Below are 18812 nucleotides of genomic sequence, written 5' to 3' on the forward strand. Positions count from 1 at the left end.
GATTCCATGCCGATGTTGTCCGCTGTGTTCCGCCGCGCGTGCGCGCTGCCTGCCCTGATGGCGCTGTCGCTGCTGGCAGCTTGCTCCAGCGCGCCGGTGGCGCCCGCCGCCCTCTATGACTTTGGACTCGCGCCGGCCGCAAGCGCTGGCGCGCGCCTGCCCACCGCCTTGCGCGTGGCCGACGTGGCCGGCCCGGGCTGGATGGACGGCAACGCCATCTTTTACCGCCTCGCCTATGCGCAAGGCCAGCGTACCGACGCCTACGCCAACAGCCGCTGGGTGGAATCGCCCGTGAGTCTGTTCGATGCCCGTTTGCGCAATGCGGCGGCAGGGCGCGGCCAGGTGATCGGCTATCCCACGCCCGATGTGCCGAGCCTGCGTGTCGAGCTGGTCGATTTTTCACAGGTATTCGACAGGCCCGATGCCAGCCGCGGCGTGGTGCGCCTGCGTGCAACCGTGTCACTGGCGCGCGGTGTGATCGACCAGCGCGTGGTACAGGCTGACGCGCCGGCCCCGAGCCCGGACGCTGCAGGCGGCGTGGCCGCCCTCACGCAGGCATCGGACAAGGCCATCGGCGAGGTGCTCGACTGGGTGGCGGCCCTGCCGCTCGCGGCGTCCGCCCCTTCGACACCGGCAACGCCCGGCGCTGCACTTGGCTCGCGCCGGCGCTAATACCGCCACCTCTGAACCGGATGGAGGAACCATCCGTGATGCGCGGCATCGGACGCTATGATGGACGGCTTTTTCCGGCCACGTCCGCTCCTCCTTCTAGTTCGCTTCTTCCGGTGACGGACCTCCACGCACAACCCGCTGCACCCATCCAGCATCGCCACTCGCCGCTTGCGCGCGCCGGGCTGGGGTGGTTCGTGCTGCTGGTCGTCTACGCAAGCCTGTATCCGTTTGCCGGTTGGACAGACACCGGCGTGTCGCCGTTCGCCTTCCTGAGCGCACCGCTGCCGCGCTACAACACCACCTTTGACATGCTCACCAACGTGTGGGGCTACATGCCGCTGGGCATGCTGACGGTGCTGGCACTGCACCCGCGCATCACCGGCTGGCGCGCGGTCTTGCTGGCGATGCTGGCAGGGTTACTGCTCTCCGGCGCGATGGAGGCGATCCAGACCTATCTGCCCACGCGCGTGTCCTCCAATGTCGATCTGGCGACGAACACGCTGGGCGCGTTGCTGGGCGGCCTCGTCATGCTGCCTTTTGCGGCGCGGCTGATCGACCGCGGCGGGCTGCGCCGCCTGCGCCGCCGGTGGTTCGAGCCACATGCGACCTTTGCCATCCTGCTGATGCTGGTGTGGCCGTTTGCACAGATTTTTCCGCAGGAATTCCTCTTCAGCATGGGCGGAGTGATCCGCAGCATCCTGCTCGATCCATCGCCGGATGCGTTTGTGGTCAATCTCCTCAACGGCTGGTTTCCGGAGCTGTTCGACTGGCAGGACAAGCTGACGGCGCACCCGGAAGCACTGCAGCGCCAGGAACTGCTGGAAGCGCTCATCACCGCTTGCAGCTGGATCGGCACGGGGCTGCTGGCCAGCGTGGCCATGCGCCGTGGTGCGCCCATGCTGCGCTTGCTGGCTGCGCTGCTGGCCGGCGCGCTGCTGGTCAAGGCGGGGGCGACGGTGCTGCAGTTTCCGCTGGGCGGCGCGTGGGATTGGCTTTCCTCCGGTGCGCGATTCGGGTTGATTGTCGGCTCGCTGGTGCTCGTGCTGTTGGTGCGGCTGCCGCGCTGGTTGCGCGGCGCGCTGGCCATGACGTTGCTCATTGCGCTGATCATTCTGTCCAACGTCTTGCCGCCGAGCCCGTATTCGTGGGTGTCGGCGCAAAGCTGGCGGCTGGGGCGTTTCGTCCATTTCAACAGCCTGTCGCAATGGATCGGCTGGCTGTGGCCGTTTCTCGGCCTCGGCTATCTCGCCTGGCGCGCCGAGCAGACGCAGCTGCAGCGGCGCGCCGGACGTCACGCGCGTTGAGTGCCCGCCGCAGCAGATGCGGGATGCGGTGAGGCAGCGCGCCGCACCGCGATCAACGCTGCCAGCGCCGCAAGGTACATCGCCGCCATGGCGACAAAACCCGCGCGCCACCCGAACAGGCCCGTCGACAATGCAGCCACGCCCAGGCCGATGAGCGCGCCGCCCTTGGCTGCGCTGCTGCACAACCCCAACGCAAAGCCTTGGCGGTGTTCCGGGCTGGTTTCCACGACCAAACTATTGAGCACCGGCAGCAGGCCGCCCAGGCACAGGCCCCACGCCAGGCGCGCAGCAATGAATGCGTTTTCTCCTTGCGCAATGCCCTGCCAGAGCGCGGTGAGGCCGCAGACAGCGGTCAACGCACAGACGCGCCCCAGCGTGACATGCACGGGCAGGCTCGCAAAACGCTTTGCCCACCAGCGCGCAGACAGCGCCAGTGTCGCGGCCGTGGCACTGTAGGCCAAGCCTGCCAGCATCACCGACCCATGCAGCGTCTCCGTGATGTAGGGTGCAAGAAAGCCTTGCGGCATGACGCGCGCCGCCTGCACTGCCACCATGCCCAGCAGCAGCCCGATCACCAGGCCACCCAGCGGAGCGCGACCTGCCTGGCGATCGTCGGCGTCCTGGTGGATCTCGGACGTTGGAGCGGGCTTGATGGCGGGCAGACAGAACATTGCCAACGGAATGCACGCCAGGATCACCGCAGCGCCCGCCGTGTTCGCCATGCGGAAGCCCATCCACCCCACGAGCCACGCACCGACAGGCGGCGCCATGAAGCTGCCGCACGCCGTGACGGTCTGCAGATCGGCGAAGACGCGCCGGCGCATGTCGGCAGGTGCCACGCGCATCGCGTAGATCTGTGCGGCTGCCAGAAAGCCGGCCAGCCCGCCTTGCACGGTGCGCGCCAGCAGCACGCTGGCCGCCGAGTCCGCATAGACCGACCACAGCTGCGACGCTGCCAGTGCGATGAGCGCTCGCAGGATCATCGGCTTGGGTCCGACGCGATCAGCCAGGCGGCCCCACCAGGGCGCGGTGGTGAGCGTGGCGGCCATCGGTGCGAAGTACGCTGCGCTCGCCACCCACGCGAACGGCACATGCGGCACCGGCAACAGCTCGCGCAGGAACAGTGGCCAGAACGGCCCCGTCATTTCCATCGCGCCCATTGAAAGGGCCTGGATGACGAGGAGCCACCGAATGGCCCCGCGCCACGCGTCCACGGGCGTTGCGGGGCTCATGTCCGAACCGCGTCGGCCAGCGGGTTAGGCAACGCGGCGTGCATGTCGTCGGACTGGTCGCGCAGGCGCATGCGGACGAACGTCTTGAACGACCATGGCGCTTCGAGCAGCGCGTGACGCTCCTGCTTCCAGGTGTCGGCATCCAGCGCCGTGCGGTTTGCCTCGAACACGGCCTGCATGGCGTCATGCCACTGGCGTAGCCCGACGGCGCTACCGCGTTCGGGAAACAGCGCCAGCGCCAGCTCACCGATATGGCACAGCAGGAAGGCGTGGATCAGCTTCTTGCGCGGGATGTCCCGATCGGGATACGTGGTGTGGCCGGCACGGAACGGCTCGATTGAAAAGCCTTGGCCCCGCAGCGTCGGCAGGGCGATCTTCACGTCGCCAAAGTCACGCACCACCAGCCGCACCGGCATCCCGGCCGCGTCGATGACGACGAAGGTGTTCTGCTGATGCGCCTCCAAAGCGATGCCGTAACGCAAATAGAGGCCGACGATGGCCGGAATGGCGACGTGCAGGTACGCATCGAAAAAGCGCGCAGCCCGCTCGGCGCGCGTGCCGTCGGCCTGGCGCGCCAGCACGGTGTCGAGCAGCAGCGGTGCTGCTGCGTGCGTCATGTCGGCGGTGAAGTCGGGCGTGAAGAGGGCGCCGACCGGCAGCAGCCGTTCGTTGCCGGCAATGCGTGCGGTCGGGTTGTCGCGCACGATCATCGAAAGATGCCGGGCGCGATCGTCGTCGGTGCCGGTCAAGTGGATGCCATGGCGCTCCGGCACGATCGACAAGACGCTCGCCAATGCTGCGTCGTTCGCGAGGATGCGTTCCAGCAGCGCACTCACGCGCGGGCCCATCACGGCCGATTTGGGCGATACGGTGCGCTCAACGCTGGTCAGCCGCATGCTGACCGGCAGCTTGAGCATCGGGCCGCCCGGCGCGTCGGTCGCGGCCACGGTGCGGAATGACATCGTTGGCCGGGCGGCAATGTTGATGTCCGGCAAACGGATCAATTCGCCTGCGGCAAATTCTGCGGCGAAAGTCTCGCCGAGTGTCGTGTCGCGCTGCCATGGGTGAACCGGCAGCGGCAGCCACGCTTCGGGCGCAAGCTGGCGCGCCAACAGGGCTTTGCGAAACGCCACCATGGTCTCCGGGAACGTGGCCGCGAACCAATTGGCGTACGGCTGCACACCGTCCATCGACGTGACCTGCAGTCGATGCGCCGCCACCGCCACCACGCCGAGGGGCACCTGTGCCTCGAACTCCGGCGACAGAGCAATCACCTGGTCAGGAGCCAGTCCCAGCCGTGTCTTGTAGGCCGGATGCCACGGGTGGCCGCCGGTGCCCCACTGCTCGGTGCGCGCCAAGGCGGGGGGCGTACCGTCGCCGCAGAGCAGGGCCAGCGCGTCTTGCCACGCGGCGGTGCGGTGCTCGGCAGCGAGACGTGCGCCCCAGGCGAGCCGATAGGCCTGGCACAGCGTGTCGTTGTCCTGGCTGTTGTCGAGTTCTGCCGCGAGCCGGCCGATGGCGGCGAGGCGATGGGCCTCGGCGGCATCGCCCATGTCCAGCATGGGCGCGAGCCAGTGGAGCAGGGCTGATGGACGTTCAATCGGCGTCGGCGGGCGCTCGTGCGCCAGCACGGCAACATCGCCCGTCAGCGTCCAGCTTCCTAGCGCGCCGGGCCGCAGCCCGGTAAAGCGCAACAGCACGCGCTGCTGCCAGATGGGCAGCAAGGTCACATCGGCCCGTGTATCGGCGATGAGTTGATCTGCGCTGAGCAGCGCTTCACGAAACAACGCCTGCAGCAGGCGCGACAGCACGCGGCGGCGTGCCAACTGCTGCGCTGTCGACCAATGTTCGGTCTGCACGCCGGCTTCGCGCAGCGCAGGAATGGATTCAAGGCGAAGGTTGCCGGCCGCAACGGCAGCGGATGCGGTTTCGGTGTGGGCGGCGGTATCAGATCGTCGTTGCACGAGGGCTCCTACGGGACATGAGCGTGTGCAGGCGAGCGGGGCTCGGCCCTGCAGCACAGGGGGGTCCAGATGTAGGGGCCGCTTCAGAGACAGGCGGGAATGTCGCGCTCCCATGGGCCAGCAGCCGGGAGGCGCGTTCTTCTACGAAGGTGCGCGATGCGGGCAGCCGGGTCGGCTACGCGAAGGCATCAATTGGTGCGCTGCAGTGTAGATGAGAATGATTCGCACCTGCAACAAAAATCCATCAATCCAATGGGGGACGGGACGGTGCCGGCGCGCGTCGTCTTCACGTAACCGACATGAATCCTTTCTACCTTAGCGCGTGTTGAGCGGACGGCGCGCGCTGCACGGTCCGGCTCGCTGATGTCATCAGGAGGTCATCCGTGTCTGCAAGCCAAGACGCCAGCGCTACTGGTCGATGGCCCGTGGTTTCTGCAGGCGCCGCCGCGCTGTCTGCGCTCGTGTTGAGCGGTGGCGATGCCGCCGACCCGCATGTGCCCGCCGTGGTGGGCGCGCCGGCTCCCCTGCCGCCTGCATCGCCGCCGCACGGCGCCGCCTCGCAATCCGGCTTGGCGCCTCCCAAGATCCATACCGTCGGCTGACCGCGTTGCGCACGCGCAGTCCGGCGTTGCCCCGTGTTGTTCCCCCCACCCCCAATCCTCAAACACACAGATCAGGACGAGAACATGACCTCCAACAGTCGCCGTGGTTTTCTCCGTTCCGCTGCCCAACTGGCTGCCGCATCGGCAGCCATGGGCGCGGTGCCCGAAGGCATTCGCCAGGCGCTGGCGATTCCCGCCCATAACGCGCACCGCAACATCGAGGACGTGCAGCACATCGTGATCCTCATGCAGGAAAACCGCTCGTTCGACCATTACTTCGGCACGCTCCGCGGCGTGCGGGGGTATGGCGATACGCGCACCGTCACGCTGCCGAGCGGCAAGAGCGTGTGGCATCAGCCGGTGGCCGGCGGCGCGGGCGAGGTGCTGCCGTTCCGCCCGAGCGCGCCCGATCTGGGCCTGCAGTTCCTGCAAGACCTGCCGCACGGCTGGAACGACACGCACCTTGCCGTCAACGGCGGCCGCTATGACGGCTGGGTCCCGCACAAGGGCACCACGACGATGGCGTATCTCACACGCCAGGACATTCCGTTCCACTACGCCCTGGCCGACGCCTTCACCATTTGCGACGCCTATCACTGCGCGACGCCCACGTCGACCGACCCGAACCGCTACTACATGTGGACAGGCTATGTCGGCAACGACAACGTCGGCGGCGGCCCGGTAATCGACAACGCAGAAGCCGGCTACGGCTGGTCGACGTATCCGGAAGTGCTGGAGGCCGCCGGTATTTCGTGGAAGATCTATCAGGACATCGGTACTGGGCTGGACGCCGCAGGTTCCTGGGGCTGGACGAGCGACGCCTACATCGGCAACTACGGCGACAACTCGCTGCTGTACTTCAAGCAATACCAGAATGCACAGCCCGGCAGCCCGCTGTACGACAAGGCGCGCACCGGCACCAACGCAGCAGCCGGCGACGGCTACTTCGACATCCTCAAGCGTGATGTGCAGAACGGCACGTTGCCGCAGGTGTCGTGGATTGCCGCGCCGGAAGCGTTCTCCGAGCACCCGAACTGGCCGGCCAACTACGGCGCCTGGTACATCGATCAGGTCTTGCAGGTGCTGACCTCCAACCCCGAGGTGTGGAGCAAGACCGCGGTGTTCATCACCTACGACGAGAACGACGGCTTCTTCGATCACCTTGTCCCACCGTTCGCCGCGTCGGGCAGCAATGGACTGTCGACGGTCGATACCACGGGCGAATACTTCCCGGGCAACAGCACGTACAGTGCCGGCAGCTACGGCCTGGGCCAGCGCGTGCCGATGCTTGTGGTATCGCCGTGGTCAAAGGGCGGCTACGTGTGCTCCGAAACGTTCGACCATACGTCGATCATCCGTTTCATCGAGCAGCGCTTCAAGCGCACGCACGGCGTGAAGTCGCCGAACATCTCGAAGTGGCGTCGCGCCGTGTGCGGTGATCTGACGTCGGCGTTCAACTTCGCCACGCCCAACGAGGTGGTGCCTGCATTGCCGAGCACCGCAGCCTACGTGCCGAAGGACAAGCTGCGCCACGCCAGCTACGTGCCGCTGCCCCCGCTGGTGCAGGCCGTGCCGAAGCAGGAAGCGGGCGTGCGCCCGTCGCGTGCGCTGCCGTACGAACTCTTCGTGCGCGGGCGGCAGGACGAAGCCGCCGGCAAGTTCCAGCTGGAATTCGTGAACACCGGGGACGTGGGGGCAGCCTTCCTCGTCTACACCGCCGGCAGCACGGATGCACCGCGCACCTACACGGTCGAGGCAGGCAAGCGGCTGTCGGACAAGCTGGCCGTGAACGCAGGCGGCGCCTACGACTTCACGGTGCACGGTCCGAACGGCTTCCTGCGCCGCTTTGTCGGCAAGCTGACGCTGTCGGGCCTGCTGCGTCCGCACGGTCACGCGCTGGAAGTGAAGGAAGGCTACGACGTGGCCAACGGCAACCTGCAACTGCGCCTCATCAATCACGGTCGTGCGCCGACCGTCTTCACCATCAAGAGCGCTTACACGGGCGAAAGCGTGCAACGCGAAGTGCGCGGCGGTGACGATGCGTCGGTGTACCTCGACTTGCGCAGCCACCACGCCTGGTACGACCTGACCGTCACGGCCAGCACGGATGCCGGTTTCGCGCGTCGCCTTGCCGGCCACGTTGAAACCGGCCGAGTCAGTGCGTCCGATCCGGCGCTGAGCGCATAACCGGGGCCCAAGCAAAACGGCCCGCTGGCATGTTTTGCCAGCGGGCCGTTTTTGTTACGACGGTCAGCGCCAGAGTCGCTTCGTGTACATGCGAGCCTGCTACAGGGCCAGCGTGCTCTGCCCGATGTTGAGTGCGATTGCCAGGACAGCGGCAAACGGATCGCCCCGATAGTGCGTCATTGCGCAGCTTCCTTCGGCGCTTTCCAACACGATCCCAGCGCAAGAGCCTCTTTTTCCCGGCAAGGCCGCAACCTATTGTTGATATTTGGAGAACAGTATTTTCTTCGCGAGGGTATTTATTCATCAAGGGCAACGATCTATTCTGATCACAAGCGCAACGAACTCAGCGCAACCGAACATCCAAACAGATCAGGAGCCCATCATGAACACCCGTCTCGCAACCGCTTTCTCCCGTAACGCTCTGCTGGCCCTGGTGGCCACGGTTTCTGCTTCCGCTGCGCTGCTGTCGGCCCAGCCCGCCGCTGCTGCCGTGCCAGGCCGCGCCGATCCGTACACGCAAGGCGCTGTCGCCCAGGCCGACCCATACACACAGGGTGCAGCCGCCAAGTACGACGTCTACACCCAAGGCGCGGACCGTCAAGCTGATACCTACGGCTATCTCTCGTGGAAGAACGATCGCTTCGATCCGTACACCCAAGGTGCCGTCGGCAAGGCTGACCCCTACACCGATGGCGCCATCGCCAAGGCCGATCCGTACACAGACGGCGCTGCTGCCAAGTACGACGTCTACACACAGGGTGCCGATCGCCAGGCCGACACCTACGGCTATCTGTCGTGGAACGGCGATGTGTCATATCCGAAGGGTGCCGCTTCGCAAGCCTGATCGAGCCCGCACCAAAGCAAAAGGGCCTTGGGTTCTACCCCAAGGCCCTTTTTGTTTCTGCAGCGTTCCGGCGGTGATCAGACCACGCCGGCTTCGTGTGCCTGCTGATCCGCGTGGTACGAACTGCGCACCATGGCGCCCACGGCCGCGTGCGTGAAACCCATCTCGTAGGCCTTCTCTTCGAACATCTTGAAGGTGTCCGGGTGCACATAGCGCAGCACCGGCAGATGGTGGCCCGATGGCGCCAGATATTGGCCGATGGTCAGCATGTCGATGTCGTGCTCACGCATGTCGCGCATGACTTCCAGGATTTCCTCATCCGTTTCGCCCAGGCCGACCATCAGGCCGGACTTGGTCGGCACGTTCGGATTGCGGGCCTTGAAGTCTTTCAGCAGCTTGAGCGAGTGCGCGTAGTCCGCACCCGGACGGGCCTGCTTGTACAGTCGGGGCACCGTTTCGAGGTTGTGGTTCATCACGTCGGGCGGGCATTCCTGCAGGATGTCCAGCGCCTTTTCCAGGCGGCCGCGGAAGTCCGGCACCAGCACTTCAATGCGCGTGGCCGGCGACATGGCACGCGTGCGCGAGATGCAATCGACGTAATGCTGGGCACCGCCGTCACGCAGGTCGTCGCGGTCGACGCTGGTGATGACGACGTAGTTGAGCTTCAGCTGGGCGATGGTCTTCGCCAGGTTTTCCGGCTCGTTGACATCGAGCGGATCGGGCCGGCCGTGCCCGACGTCGCAGAACGGGCAGCGGCGCGTGCACTTGTCGCCCATGATCATGAACGTGGCCGTGCCCTTGCCGAAGCACTCGCCGATGTTCGGGCAGCTTGCCTCTTCGCACACCGTCACGAGGTTGTTGGCACGCAGGATGTCCTTGATCTCGTAGAAGCGGGAGTTGCCGGTGGCGGCACGCACGCGAATCCAATCCGGCTTCTTGAGCTTCTCAGCCGGCACGATCTTGATGGGAATGCGTGCGGTCTTGTCGAGCGACTTCTGCTTGGCCGTCGCGTCGTACGGCTTGTTCGACGGGGTGGCAGGGGTGGCGACTTCAGTGGCGCCGGCGGCGGAATCGGTCATCGTGTTCTCCGCACGGGCTTGCGGCTCGTGCATTTCCGGGCGCTATGCGGTAGCGGCCTCGGCGGGGTGCGCTTGCGCGCGTTGCTGCAATTGGGCGACCAGCGCATCGGCCAGGTCGCGGGAAACGGTTTGCCAGTCGTTGGCATCAACGGGGCGTCCGGACGCATCGCGGGCGCCGGCGGTCACCATGTCGACGGTTTCCAGACCGGCATAGCCACACGGGTTGATCTGCGTGAAAGGCGACAGGTCCATCGCCAGGTTCAGGCTCACGCCGTGGTAGCTGCAGCCGTTGCGGATCTTCAGGCCCAGCGCGGCGATCTTGGCGCCAGCATGCGGCCCGCTCGACAGGTAGATGCCGGGGGCGCCAGCCTTGCGTTCGGAGGCGACATTATACGTGGCGAGCGTCTGGATGACGGCCGCCTCGATCGCATCGACCAGCGCCTTCACGAACAGCCCGCGGCGGCGCAAATCCAGCAGGAGGTAGGCGACGACTTGGCCGGGCCCGTGATAAGTGATCTGACCGCCACGGTCGACTTTCACCAGCGGGATGTTGCCGGGGGCCAACAGATGCGCAGGATCCCCGGCCAGGCCGAGCGTGAACACTGGCGGGTGTTCGACCAGCCAGATCGTGTCGGGCGTTTCAGGGCCCCGTTGCGCGGTGAATGTCTGCATTTCGTCGAAGCAGGCGGCGTAGTCCTGCAGGCCGCGTTCGACGATGTCAATCGGAATCATGCCCGCGAGTGTAGCGCAGGGCCGTCGATGTCGACGTGCGCCGTTGACCGCTTTGGTCGCGGGGTCGGGCGAAAAAATGCCGGCGCGATGGGAGGCATCGGCGCCGGCGTCGGCTTTTGCGGCTCGCGCCGCAAAGGAGGCGGAGAACAGGTTTGGGGCTCAGGCGGCCACGATGGGCGTATCGGCGTGTTCGTTCCAGCCGAGCGCGGCGAGCGTGTGGCGCCAGCCGTCGGTCACGTGCCAAGGCTTGCGCGGCATGTGACCGTCGGTGGCTTCCACGGCCAGTGCGACGGGGCCGAGGGCTTTCGGGTCGACCGAGACGACGATTTCTTCGCCGCGCTTCACGGCAACGCTGCCGCCCGCGCGCAGCCATTCGTCGCCGGCTTTGTTCTCGTGCGTGACCCATACGTCGCGACCACAGGCTTCTTCGACGCGCAGATTCTGGTTGCCCGGCATGCGCAATGCCACCACTTCGCCGGGCTGCAGAGTGAATACAATTTTTGTTAGTACAGCTTTCATGATCGGCTCCTTCACGGCATCGGGATGGGCCTTGCCGTTGAAGGAAGTCTAGGCGCTTGGTTGCCTAGTACCAAACGATATATATTGCGTTTCTTGATAGTGCAGCTCACATAAAAATCACCCTGCGCTACGAAAATCAGGAGGGAAAGATGACCGAGATCCGCGAACCAATGCGCTTGCCGTCACTTGGCGCGCTGAGGGTGTTTGAGGCGGCAGCCCGCTATGAGAGTTTTTCGCGTGCAGCGACGGAGCTGTTCGTTACGCACGGCGCGGTCAGCCATCAGATGCGCACCCTGGAAGACGAGCTGGGCGTTCCGTTGTTCGAGCGGCGCGGCAAGCGCGTCATGCTTACGCACGCGGGTCGCGCCTATGCCGATCGCGTGCGCGAGGCGCTCGACCAGATCGCCCAGGCCACGCATCAGTTGCGCGCCGGCAACCGCGACAACCGCCTGGCCATCAGCACGATGCCGTCGTTCGCGGCGCGCTGGCTGACGCCGCATATCGGCACCTTCATCGAGCGCCATCCCGAGCTGGAGGTGGAGCTGTTCTCCAGCCCCGCGCTGGTCGACTTTGCGCGCGAAGAGATGGACGTGGCGCTGCGCATGGGTTCGGGCAACTATCCGGGCCTGTACGTGGAAAAGCTGCTTGACGATGTGTTCTTCCCGGTCTGCAGTCCGTCGTTCAACGGCGGGCGCCTGCCACGTACGGTGGCCGAGATGGCGACCATGACCCTGCTGCGCAGCGAGGGTGAGGATTGGGAGCCATGGTTCGAGGCGGCTGGCGTCTCTGGGTTTGTGGAGCCGCGTGGCGGGCTGATGTTCCAGGACTCGTCGCTGCTGTTGCAGGCAGCCGCGGCGGGGCAGGGCATTGCGCTGATCCGCCCGACACTGGCGTTCAACGAATTGCTGGCCGGCCGTGTGGTGCGCCTGTTCGAGACGACGACGCCGTGTCCGTGGAACTACTACTTCGTCTGCCCGCACAGCGCGCTGCAGACGCCCAAGATGCAGGCTTTCCGCGCGTGGCTGCTGCCGGAGATTGCGGCGTTCAAGCTCAAGCTGGCGCGGTTGATGGATGACAACACGGTCTGCCTGGGGCACGTGGCCAAAGGCTGACGCGGTACCGGCACACAAAACAAAACGCCCCGGCATGACCGGGGCGTTTTGCTTGGCTGCGCAGAGGCGCGTCACAGCACGATCTTGACCATCGGATGGCTGGTCAGTGCCTGGTACAGCGCATCGAGCTGTTCGCGGCTGGTGGCGCGCACCGTTACGGTCAGGCCCAGATAGTTGCCGCTGGATGACGGACGTTTTTCCAGGCGCCCTTCGTGGAATTCGGGGTCGTGCAGGCGGACGACTTCGACGATGGTCTGGGCAAAGTCGTCATGCATCGGCCCCATCACCTTGATGGGGAAATCGCTCGGGTATTCGATGAGCGACTGTTCGGGCGGAATGTGGCCCGGCGGGGGTGTGTGAGAGGAGGTCATGTCGAAGTAAATGGGGACGATTACTTCTTTTTAAACCACAGCTTGACCGCGTCGATGGTGCGGCCGATAAAGCCGGCTTCCGGCACCGCTTCAAGCGCTACCACCGGGAATTCTGACACCACGGTCGAGCCGTCCATCACCTTGACCGTGCCCAGTTGCTGGCCCTGGGCGATCGGGGCGATCAGCGGGTCCTTGCGCTCCAGCACCGGCTTCAGGCGCGCACCTGCGCCCTTGGGCACGGTGATCCACTTGTCTTCCGCCACGCCGAGTTTCACGCTCTTGGCCTGGCCCTTGTACACGTCGGGCGTCTGCAGCGCTTCCTTGGCCTGGTATAGCCGCACCGTATCGAAGAACTGATAGCCGTAGTTCAGCACCTTCAGGCTTTCCTGCGTGCGGATGGCATCGCTCTTGGTGCCGACGATGACCGACAGCAGGCGGCGGCTCGCCCCCGGCACGTCCGGCAGCGGGCGGTTGGCCGATGTGACGAGGCAGTAGCCGGCCGACTTGGTGTGGCCCGTCTTGCCGCCGTCGACGGTCGGATCAAGCCACAGCAGGCGGTTGCGGTTGGACTGCTTGATGTTGTTATAGGTGAAATCCTTCTGCGAGTAGAACTTGTAGTCCTGCGGGAAGTTCTTGATGAGCGCGGCAGTCAGGATGGATAGATCACGTGCGGTCGAGTAGTGGTTCGGGTCGGGCAGGCCGGCGGCATTCATGAAGTGAGTGTTCTTCATGCCCAGACGCTCAGCTTCGCGGTTCATCAGCATCACGAAGTTGGTCTCCGTGCCGCCCACCGCCTCGGCAAGCACGAGGGCCGCGTCGTTGCCGGACTGGATGATCAGGCCTTGCGTCAACTCGCGCACCGAGGCGGGCTTGCCGGCTTCCAGGAACATGCGGGATTCGTCGTTCTTGACGGTGCGCACGGTCTCGGTCGGCGTGATCATCTGGTCGTACTTGAGCTTGCCGTCGCGCACGGCTTCGAAGACGAGGTAGGCCGTCATCAGCTTGGTGAGCGAGGCAGGCTCGATGCGTTCGTCCATGTTGGCACCGCCGAGCACCTGGCCGCTGGTCACGTCGGTCAGCATCCACGAGCGGGCCGCGACTTGCGGGGCGGGCACCGGCTGCGCCATGGCGGGCAGCGCGGTGACCAGCACGGCGGCTGCCACAGCGGTTGCGGCGGCGGAATGGAAGGCGATGGGCGTGAAATGGGCGAAGCGGTTCTGCATGTCGGGTCCTGCGGTCAGCTTGGAATTCAATGGCGCCGCCTGCCAAATAAGGGGGGGAGGCGCGGCGTCCGGAAAATCAACGGGTGGGTGTTACGGTTTTGGCGCCCAGGCGCCTGCAATGAGCTTCCGGATCAGATGCAGCTTGCGATGGAAGAAATGATCGGCGCCCGGGATGACGATCACGGGCAGCTCCTGCGGGCGCGCCCAGTTGAGCACGTCGATGAGCGGCACGGTGTCATCCTGTTCGCCGTGAATGATGATGGTGTCGGCCGGCACCGGCGCAACGTCCCAGCGCGAGGTGGCGGTCCCGACCAGCGCCAGGCGCTCGGCGGGTGTGCCGGCTTCGGCCAGGCGGCGTGCCACTTGGGACACGACAAAGCTGCCGAACGAAAAGCCGCCCAGTGCCAGGGGCAGCGTGGCGATATCGGCAGACCATTCGGTCTGCGTGCGCATCCAGTCCAGCACGGCCAGCATGTCGTCCTGCTCGCCGATGCCGTTGTCGTGCGTGCCTTCGGTCTTGCCTACGCCGCGAAAATTCAGGCGCACCGTCGCGTAGCCCAGGCCGACGAAGGTGCGTGCCAGCGTCTGCGCGACCTTGTTGTCCTTGGTGCCGCCGAACAGCGGATGCGGATGGCCGATCAGCGCCAGGCCGCGCAGGGCGGTGTCCGGCTGGTCGATCGAGAGGTCGATCTGCCCGACGGGGCCCGGAATCAGGCGTTCTTCGGTATGAACGTTCATGGAAACTGGAGAAGCGGATACGGTAAAGCGCGGGCTCACACGTTGGCGGGGCGGTCGACCATCAGTCGTTCGACCGGTTTGCCTTCGACCAGATGGCTCTGGATGATTTCGTCGATGTCTTCCTTGTCGACGAACGTGTACCAGACGGCGTCGGGGTAGACCACCATGACCGGACCGAGTTCGCAGCGGTCCAGGCAGCCCGCCTTGTTGATGCGCACGCGGCCTTCGCCGTTGATGCCGAGTTCCTTGCAGCGCTTCTTGGCGTATTCCTGCATGGCCTTGGCGCCAAAGTCGGCGCAGCAACGCGAGCCGTCCTCGCGCTCGTTCAGGCAAAAGAAAACGTGGTGCTTGTAGTGGCTGCTCATGGGCGGACCGAGAAGGCTGGGCGGGCTGCGTGGCGGTACGCGCGGCAGGACATGACAGGCTTTCCCGGCGTCGCGCACCCATGTGGATTTGCGTAACGAGCCGGCATTATACGGCCCCGGTGTCGCGCGCCCTCCCAACATGCTGACCGCACGCAGCCTGCGATGCTGCGTCGCAACACGTTTTCCGGATGTCTGGACACCCTGGGTGCGCGGATTCCGGGATTGACGACGGCTGGGGCGGGTGCCATCGTAGTCACACCAAGCTGGTGCAAGGGCTGGCGGGCCGTCCGCACAGGAAACGGGTGTTGGCATAGGCCTTGCAATAACGAGCGACCTGCTGCGGGAAATGCCGGACACATCAGCGTATCGAGGCAGGAGAGAGACCACCAGGGCGGGTCGGACCGGGCGAGCAGTTGAGCGCACGGCCGGTCTGTGACACTCGAGGAAGACATGAAAAAACCGTTCTACAAAATCCTGTACGTGCAGGTGCTCACGGCGATCGTCATTGGCGTTCTGCTGGGCCATTACTCGCCCGAACTCGCCGTGAAGATGAAGCCGCTGGGCGATGGTTTCATCCAGCTCATCAAGATGGTGATCGGGCCGATCATCTTCTGTACCGTCGTCTCCGGCATTGCGGGCATGCGCGACATGAAGAAGGTGGGCCGCGTGGGCGGCAAGGCGTTGCTCTACTTTGAGGTCGTCTCGACCTTCGCGCTGGTGATCGGTCTCGCTGCGGGCCACATCTTCAACCCGGGTGCGGGTTTCAACGTTGACGTGCACACCATCGACGCCAAGGCCGTGGCGCAGTACGCCGCCAAGGCGCAATCGGCCAGCACGGTCGATTTCCTGCTCAACATCATCCCCAGCACGGTGGTGGACGCCTTCGCCAAGGGCGATATCCTGCAGATCCTGCTGATCGCGCTGCTGTTCGGGGGGGCGCTCTCCGCCATGGGCGAGCGCGCGCAGATGGTGACGGACTTCATCGACCAGATCTCGCACGTGTTCTTCCGCATCGTGCACGTCATCACGCGTGTGGCTCCCATTGGTGCCTTTGGTGCCATGGCATTCACCATCGGCAAGTACGGCGTGATCTCGCTGGTGCCGCTGCTCAAGCTGGTCGGCACGTTCTACCTCACGGCCATCATCTTCGTCGTGGTGGTGCTGGGCATCATCGCGCGGCTGGTCGGCTTCAACATCTTCCGTTTCGTTGCGTACATCAAGGAAGAACTGCTGATCGTGCTCGGCACGAGCTCGTCGGAGTCGGCGCTGCCGCACCTGATGGAAAAGATGGAGAAGCTGGGCTGCTCGAAGTCGGTGGTGGGCCTGGTGGTCCCGACCGGTTATTCGTTCAACCTGGACGGCACCAACATCTACATGACGATGGCGGTGATCTTCATTTCGCAGGCGCTGAACATCGAGCTGACCTGGACGCAGCAACTGACCATCCTGGCCGTTGCGATGCTGACGTCGAAGGGCGCATCGGGCATCACCGGTGCGGGCTTCATCACGCTGGCCGCAACGCTGGCCGTGGTGCCGGATATTCCGGTGGCGGGCATGGTGCTGATTCTCGGTATCGACCGCTTCATGAGCGAATGCCGCGCCTTGACGAACATCACCGGCAACGGCGTGGCCTGCGTGGTGATCTCGGCCTGGGAGCGTGAACTGGATCGCGCCAAGCTGGCGCGCGTGCTGTCGGGCGACCGCAGCGACGAGGGCGTGCCGGCCACCCCGGCAGTTTGATCGATCGAATCTGGCTGGCGCCTGCGGGCGCCGGCGCTTGAGAGCGCACAGCGTATGATTGCGGGGCCTGTCCTTCCAGACGGCCCCGCTTCTTTTTTGGGATGCAACTCGTGAAGCTCCTCGGCGGCATGCCGACTGCAGGCACGGCGTTGGAAGGCACGGCATCACCGTCCGCCGCCGACCTCCAGCCGATGTCCGATCCCGATTTCTCCCTGACCAGCGCCTCCGCCTCGCGACGTGGCTTCTGGTGGCTGGTGGCGCTCGGGCTCATGGTGGTGATGGCCGTGGTGTGTGCGACGACGTTTGTGGTGGCGTGGAACCGGGGGCTCACGCAGGCACAGCAGGCCGCCGGCGGGCGGGTCGATCGTTATGCCGCCAACCTCAAGAGCACGCTCGACCGCTACGAATACCTGCCGGCGTTGGTGGCGCTGCATCCGTTCATTCACGATCTGCTCGCTAATCCGACACCCGCCAACGTCGACCGCGCGAACCGCTATCTGCGCGAAGTCAACGATCGCGCGCACGCCACTGCCACCTACGTGATCGCCCCCAGCGGCAAGGCTTTGGCAGCATCCAACTACAACCAGCCCGACAGCTTCGTCGGCGCCGAATATCTGTTCCGGCCGTATTTTCAGCAGGCAGCGGAAGGCCACGTCGGCCGCTTCTACGGCATTGGCATTACGCGTGAAGAGCCCGGCTATTACATCTCCCAGCCGGTCATGCAAGACGGGCGCGTGATCGGCGTGACGGTCGTCAAGCTCAACCTCGAATGGTTCGGCCGCGCCAGCCACGACGCGTCGGAACCCGTGATGGTGGCCGACGAGAACGGCGTGATATTCCTGTCGTCCGTGCCCGCGTGGCAGTACCGCACGGTGGAGCCGCTCACGTCCAAACTGCAGGCGCAGTTGGAGGCGACGCGCCAGTATTACCGCAAGCAGATCACGCCGCTGCCGTTGCAGCCCGAGGCGCCGACCTTCCTGCGATTGACCGGGCGATTGCCCGAAGGCGCAGAACTGATTCGCGTTGGCGAGCGCACGAACGCCACGCGCTATCTGCAGGTTTCGCGCGACCTGGTCGAGCCGGACTGGACGCTGATGTATCTCACGCCGGTGGAGCCCGTGATGAGTGCTGCGCGCAGCGCCACCGTGGCGGCCGCATTTGCCTTTGCGTTTGCGTGCCTGCTGCTGTTCTATTGGCGCCAGCGGCGCCTGCGCATGATGGAGATGCTGCGTAGCCGCCGCCTGCTCGAAGCGGCATACGATCAGCTCGAACGCCGCGTGGAAGACCGCACGGCCGATTTGATGGCTACCAATGAACAACTGCAACACGAGATCGTCGACCGCACCCGCGCGGAAGCCGAACTGCGCGCCACGCAGGACGAACTCGTGCAGGCCAGCAAGCTTGCCGCGCTGGGGCAGATGGCCGCCGGCATCACGCACGAACTCAACCAGCCGCTGGCGGCGTTGCGCACGTTCTCCGACAACACGCGCATCCTCCTTGAGCGTGGCCAGCACGGCGCCGCCACGGATAACCTGCAGGCGATCGCCGACCTGACCGAGCGCATGGGCAAGATCACCGCGCAGCTCAAGCTGTTTGCGGGCCGCTCGCGGCGCAAGGTGGTGGATGTGCAGGTGCGCGTGGCGCTGGACCACACGCTTGCGCTGCTGCGTCCGCGCCTGGGCGACGTGGCGCTCGAACTGCACTGGCGCATCCCCGAGACAGAGGCCGTGGTGCGCGCGGATGAACTGAAGCTCGAGCAAGTGCTGATCAATCTGATCGGCAACGCGCTCGATGCGATCAGCGCCAATGAGCCCGCGCGCGCAGGACGCATCGACATCAGCATCGGGCCCGCCGAAGGGGCGCCGTCGCCATCGAATCAACTGACCATCGCTGTGCGCGACAACGGCCCTGGCATTCCGCCCGACGCCATGCCGCATTTGTTCGAGCCGTTCTTCACCACCAAGGAGATCGGCCAAGGGCTCGGCCTTGGGCTGGCGATTTCCACCAGCATCGCGCGCGACTTTGGCGGCTCGCTCTCGGCTGCCAACATGCCGGGCGGCGGCGCACAGTTTACGCTGACCCTGGTGCGCGCCCAGGTCGCCTCCGCGGCGTCCATCTGATCCGTTTT

The 18812-nt window shown here is 65.3% G+C and carries 17 protein-coding genes; 8 read left to right on the plus strand and 9 right to left on the minus strand.

Annotation, left to right across the window (positions count from 1 at the left end; all coding sequences use genetic code 11):
* The first annotated feature begins 6 nt into the window (after window positions 1–6).
* Window positions 7–672 (plus strand): ABC-type transport auxiliary lipoprotein family protein, encoded by a 666-nt coding sequence (locus tag N5B55_RS01005; protein WP_304538873.1) that lies wholly within the window; start codon window positions 7–9, stop codon window positions 670–672.
* Window positions 673–710: 38 nt separating this feature from the next.
* Entirely contained in the window at window positions 711–1976 is a 1266-nt protein-coding gene (locus N5B55_RS01010; RefSeq protein ID WP_304539822.1) for a VanZ family protein, read from the plus strand.
* Here the strand turns inward: N5B55_RS01010 and N5B55_RS01015 are convergent.
* Both N5B55_RS01015 and N5B55_RS01020 read right to left on the minus strand, forming a co-directional pair.
* A complete protein-coding gene (locus N5B55_RS01015) occupies window positions 1964–3208 on the minus strand; it encodes a rhizoferrin export MFS transporter (protein WP_304538874.1) in 1245 nt (414 codons plus the stop codon). The two genes, N5B55_RS01010 and N5B55_RS01015, sit on opposite strands and share 13 nt — an antisense overlap.
* Window positions 3205–5172 carry an NRPS-independent rhizoferrin synthetase gene (locus tag N5B55_RS01020; protein WP_304538875.1) on the minus strand — a complete coding sequence of 656 codons (1968 nt, stop codon included), beginning with the start codon at window positions 5170–5172 and terminating at the stop codon, window positions 3205–3207. Before N5B55_RS01020 ends, N5B55_RS01015 begins: the two co-directional genes overlap by 4 nt.
* A gap of 383 nt (window positions 5173–5555) precedes the next feature.
* On the opposite strand from N5B55_RS01020, the gene N5B55_RS01025 reads away from it, so the two are divergent.
* The 3 genes from N5B55_RS01025 (at window position 5556) to N5B55_RS01035 (ending at window position 8805) form a co-directional block, all read left to right on the plus strand.
* The gene (locus tag N5B55_RS01025) at window positions 5556–5774 is read left to right on the plus strand and encodes a hypothetical protein (RefSeq protein WP_304538876.1); all 219 of its coding nucleotides are present in this window, start codon (window positions 5556–5558) and stop codon (window positions 5772–5774) included.
* Window positions 5775–5858: 84 nt separating this feature from the next.
* Window positions 5859–7961 (plus strand): phosphocholine-specific phospholipase C, encoded by a 2103-nt coding sequence (locus N5B55_RS01030; RefSeq protein ID WP_304538877.1) that lies wholly within the window; start codon window positions 5859–5861, stop codon window positions 7959–7961.
* Between the two features lie 382 nt (window positions 7962–8343).
* Window positions 8344–8805 carry a hypothetical protein gene (locus N5B55_RS01035; RefSeq protein WP_304538878.1) on the plus strand — a complete coding sequence of 154 codons (462 nt, stop codon included), beginning with the start codon at window positions 8344–8346 and terminating at the stop codon, window positions 8803–8805.
* A 77-nt stretch (window positions 8806–8882) separates the two neighbouring features.
* Here N5B55_RS01035 and lipA read toward each other — a convergent pair whose 3' ends face one another.
* The 3 genes from lipA to N5B55_RS01050 form a co-directional block, all read right to left on the minus strand.
* Window positions 8883–9884 (minus strand): lipoyl synthase, encoded by a 1002-nt coding sequence (gene lipA / locus N5B55_RS01040; RefSeq protein WP_304538879.1) that lies wholly within the window; start codon window positions 9882–9884, stop codon window positions 8883–8885.
* 42 nt (window positions 9885–9926) lie between these two features.
* Entirely contained in the window at window positions 9927–10616 is a 690-nt protein-coding gene (lipB, locus tag N5B55_RS01045) for a lipoyl(octanoyl) transferase LipB (RefSeq protein WP_304538880.1), read from the minus strand.
* A 159-nt stretch (window positions 10617–10775) separates the two neighbouring features.
* A complete protein-coding gene (locus N5B55_RS01050) occupies window positions 10776–11135 on the minus strand; it encodes a DUF2917 domain-containing protein (protein WP_065860267.1) in 360 nt (119 codons plus the stop codon).
* Between the two features lie 149 nt (window positions 11136–11284).
* Here N5B55_RS01050 and N5B55_RS01055 point away from each other — a divergent pair, with 149 nt between their 5' ends.
* Entirely contained in the window at window positions 11285–12247 is a 963-nt protein-coding gene (locus tag N5B55_RS01055; protein ID WP_065860268.1) for a transcriptional regulator GcvA, read from the plus strand.
* A gap of 71 nt (window positions 12248–12318) precedes the next feature.
* On the opposite strand, the gene N5B55_RS01060 is transcribed toward N5B55_RS01055, so the two are convergent.
* From N5B55_RS01060 to N5B55_RS01075, 4 genes are all read right to left on the minus strand, one after another.
* Window positions 12319–12618 carry a YbeD family protein gene (locus N5B55_RS01060; RefSeq protein ID WP_065860269.1) on the minus strand — a complete coding sequence of 100 codons (300 nt, stop codon included), beginning with the start codon at window positions 12616–12618 and terminating at the stop codon, window positions 12319–12321.
* 20 nt (window positions 12619–12638) lie between these two features.
* The gene (locus N5B55_RS01065) at window positions 12639–13841 is read right to left on the minus strand and encodes a D-alanyl-D-alanine carboxypeptidase family protein (RefSeq protein WP_065860270.1); all 1203 of its coding nucleotides are present in this window, start codon (window positions 13839–13841) and stop codon (window positions 12639–12641) included.
* Between the two features lie 90 nt (window positions 13842–13931).
* Window positions 13932–14579, minus strand: coding sequence for an alpha/beta hydrolase (locus N5B55_RS01070; RefSeq protein WP_304538881.1), 648 nt, complete (start codon window positions 14577–14579; stop codon window positions 13932–13934).
* Window positions 14580–14614: 35 nt separating this feature from the next.
* A complete protein-coding gene (locus N5B55_RS01075; RefSeq protein ID WP_065860271.1) occupies window positions 14615–14944 on the minus strand; it encodes a (2Fe-2S) ferredoxin domain-containing protein in 330 nt (109 codons plus the stop codon).
* Window positions 14945–15394: 450 nt separating this feature from the next.
* Between N5B55_RS01075 and N5B55_RS01080 the strand changes: the two genes are divergently transcribed.
* Both N5B55_RS01080 and N5B55_RS01085 read left to right on the plus strand, forming a co-directional pair.
* The gene (locus tag N5B55_RS01080) at window positions 15395–16684 is read left to right on the plus strand and encodes a dicarboxylate/amino acid:cation symporter (protein ID WP_154206250.1); all 1290 of its coding nucleotides are present in this window, start codon (window positions 15395–15397) and stop codon (window positions 16682–16684) included.
* A 101-nt stretch (window positions 16685–16785) separates the two neighbouring features.
* Window positions 16786–18804, plus strand: a complete 2019-nt coding sequence (locus N5B55_RS01085; RefSeq protein ID WP_304538882.1) for a sensor histidine kinase — start codon at window positions 16786–16788, stop codon at window positions 18802–18804.
* Window positions 18805–18812 lie beyond the last annotated feature (8 nt).

It is taken from the genome of Ralstonia pickettii (genome assembly GCF_030582395.1).
Lineage (GTDB): Bacteria > Pseudomonadota > Gammaproteobacteria > Burkholderiales > Burkholderiaceae > Ralstonia > Ralstonia pickettii_D.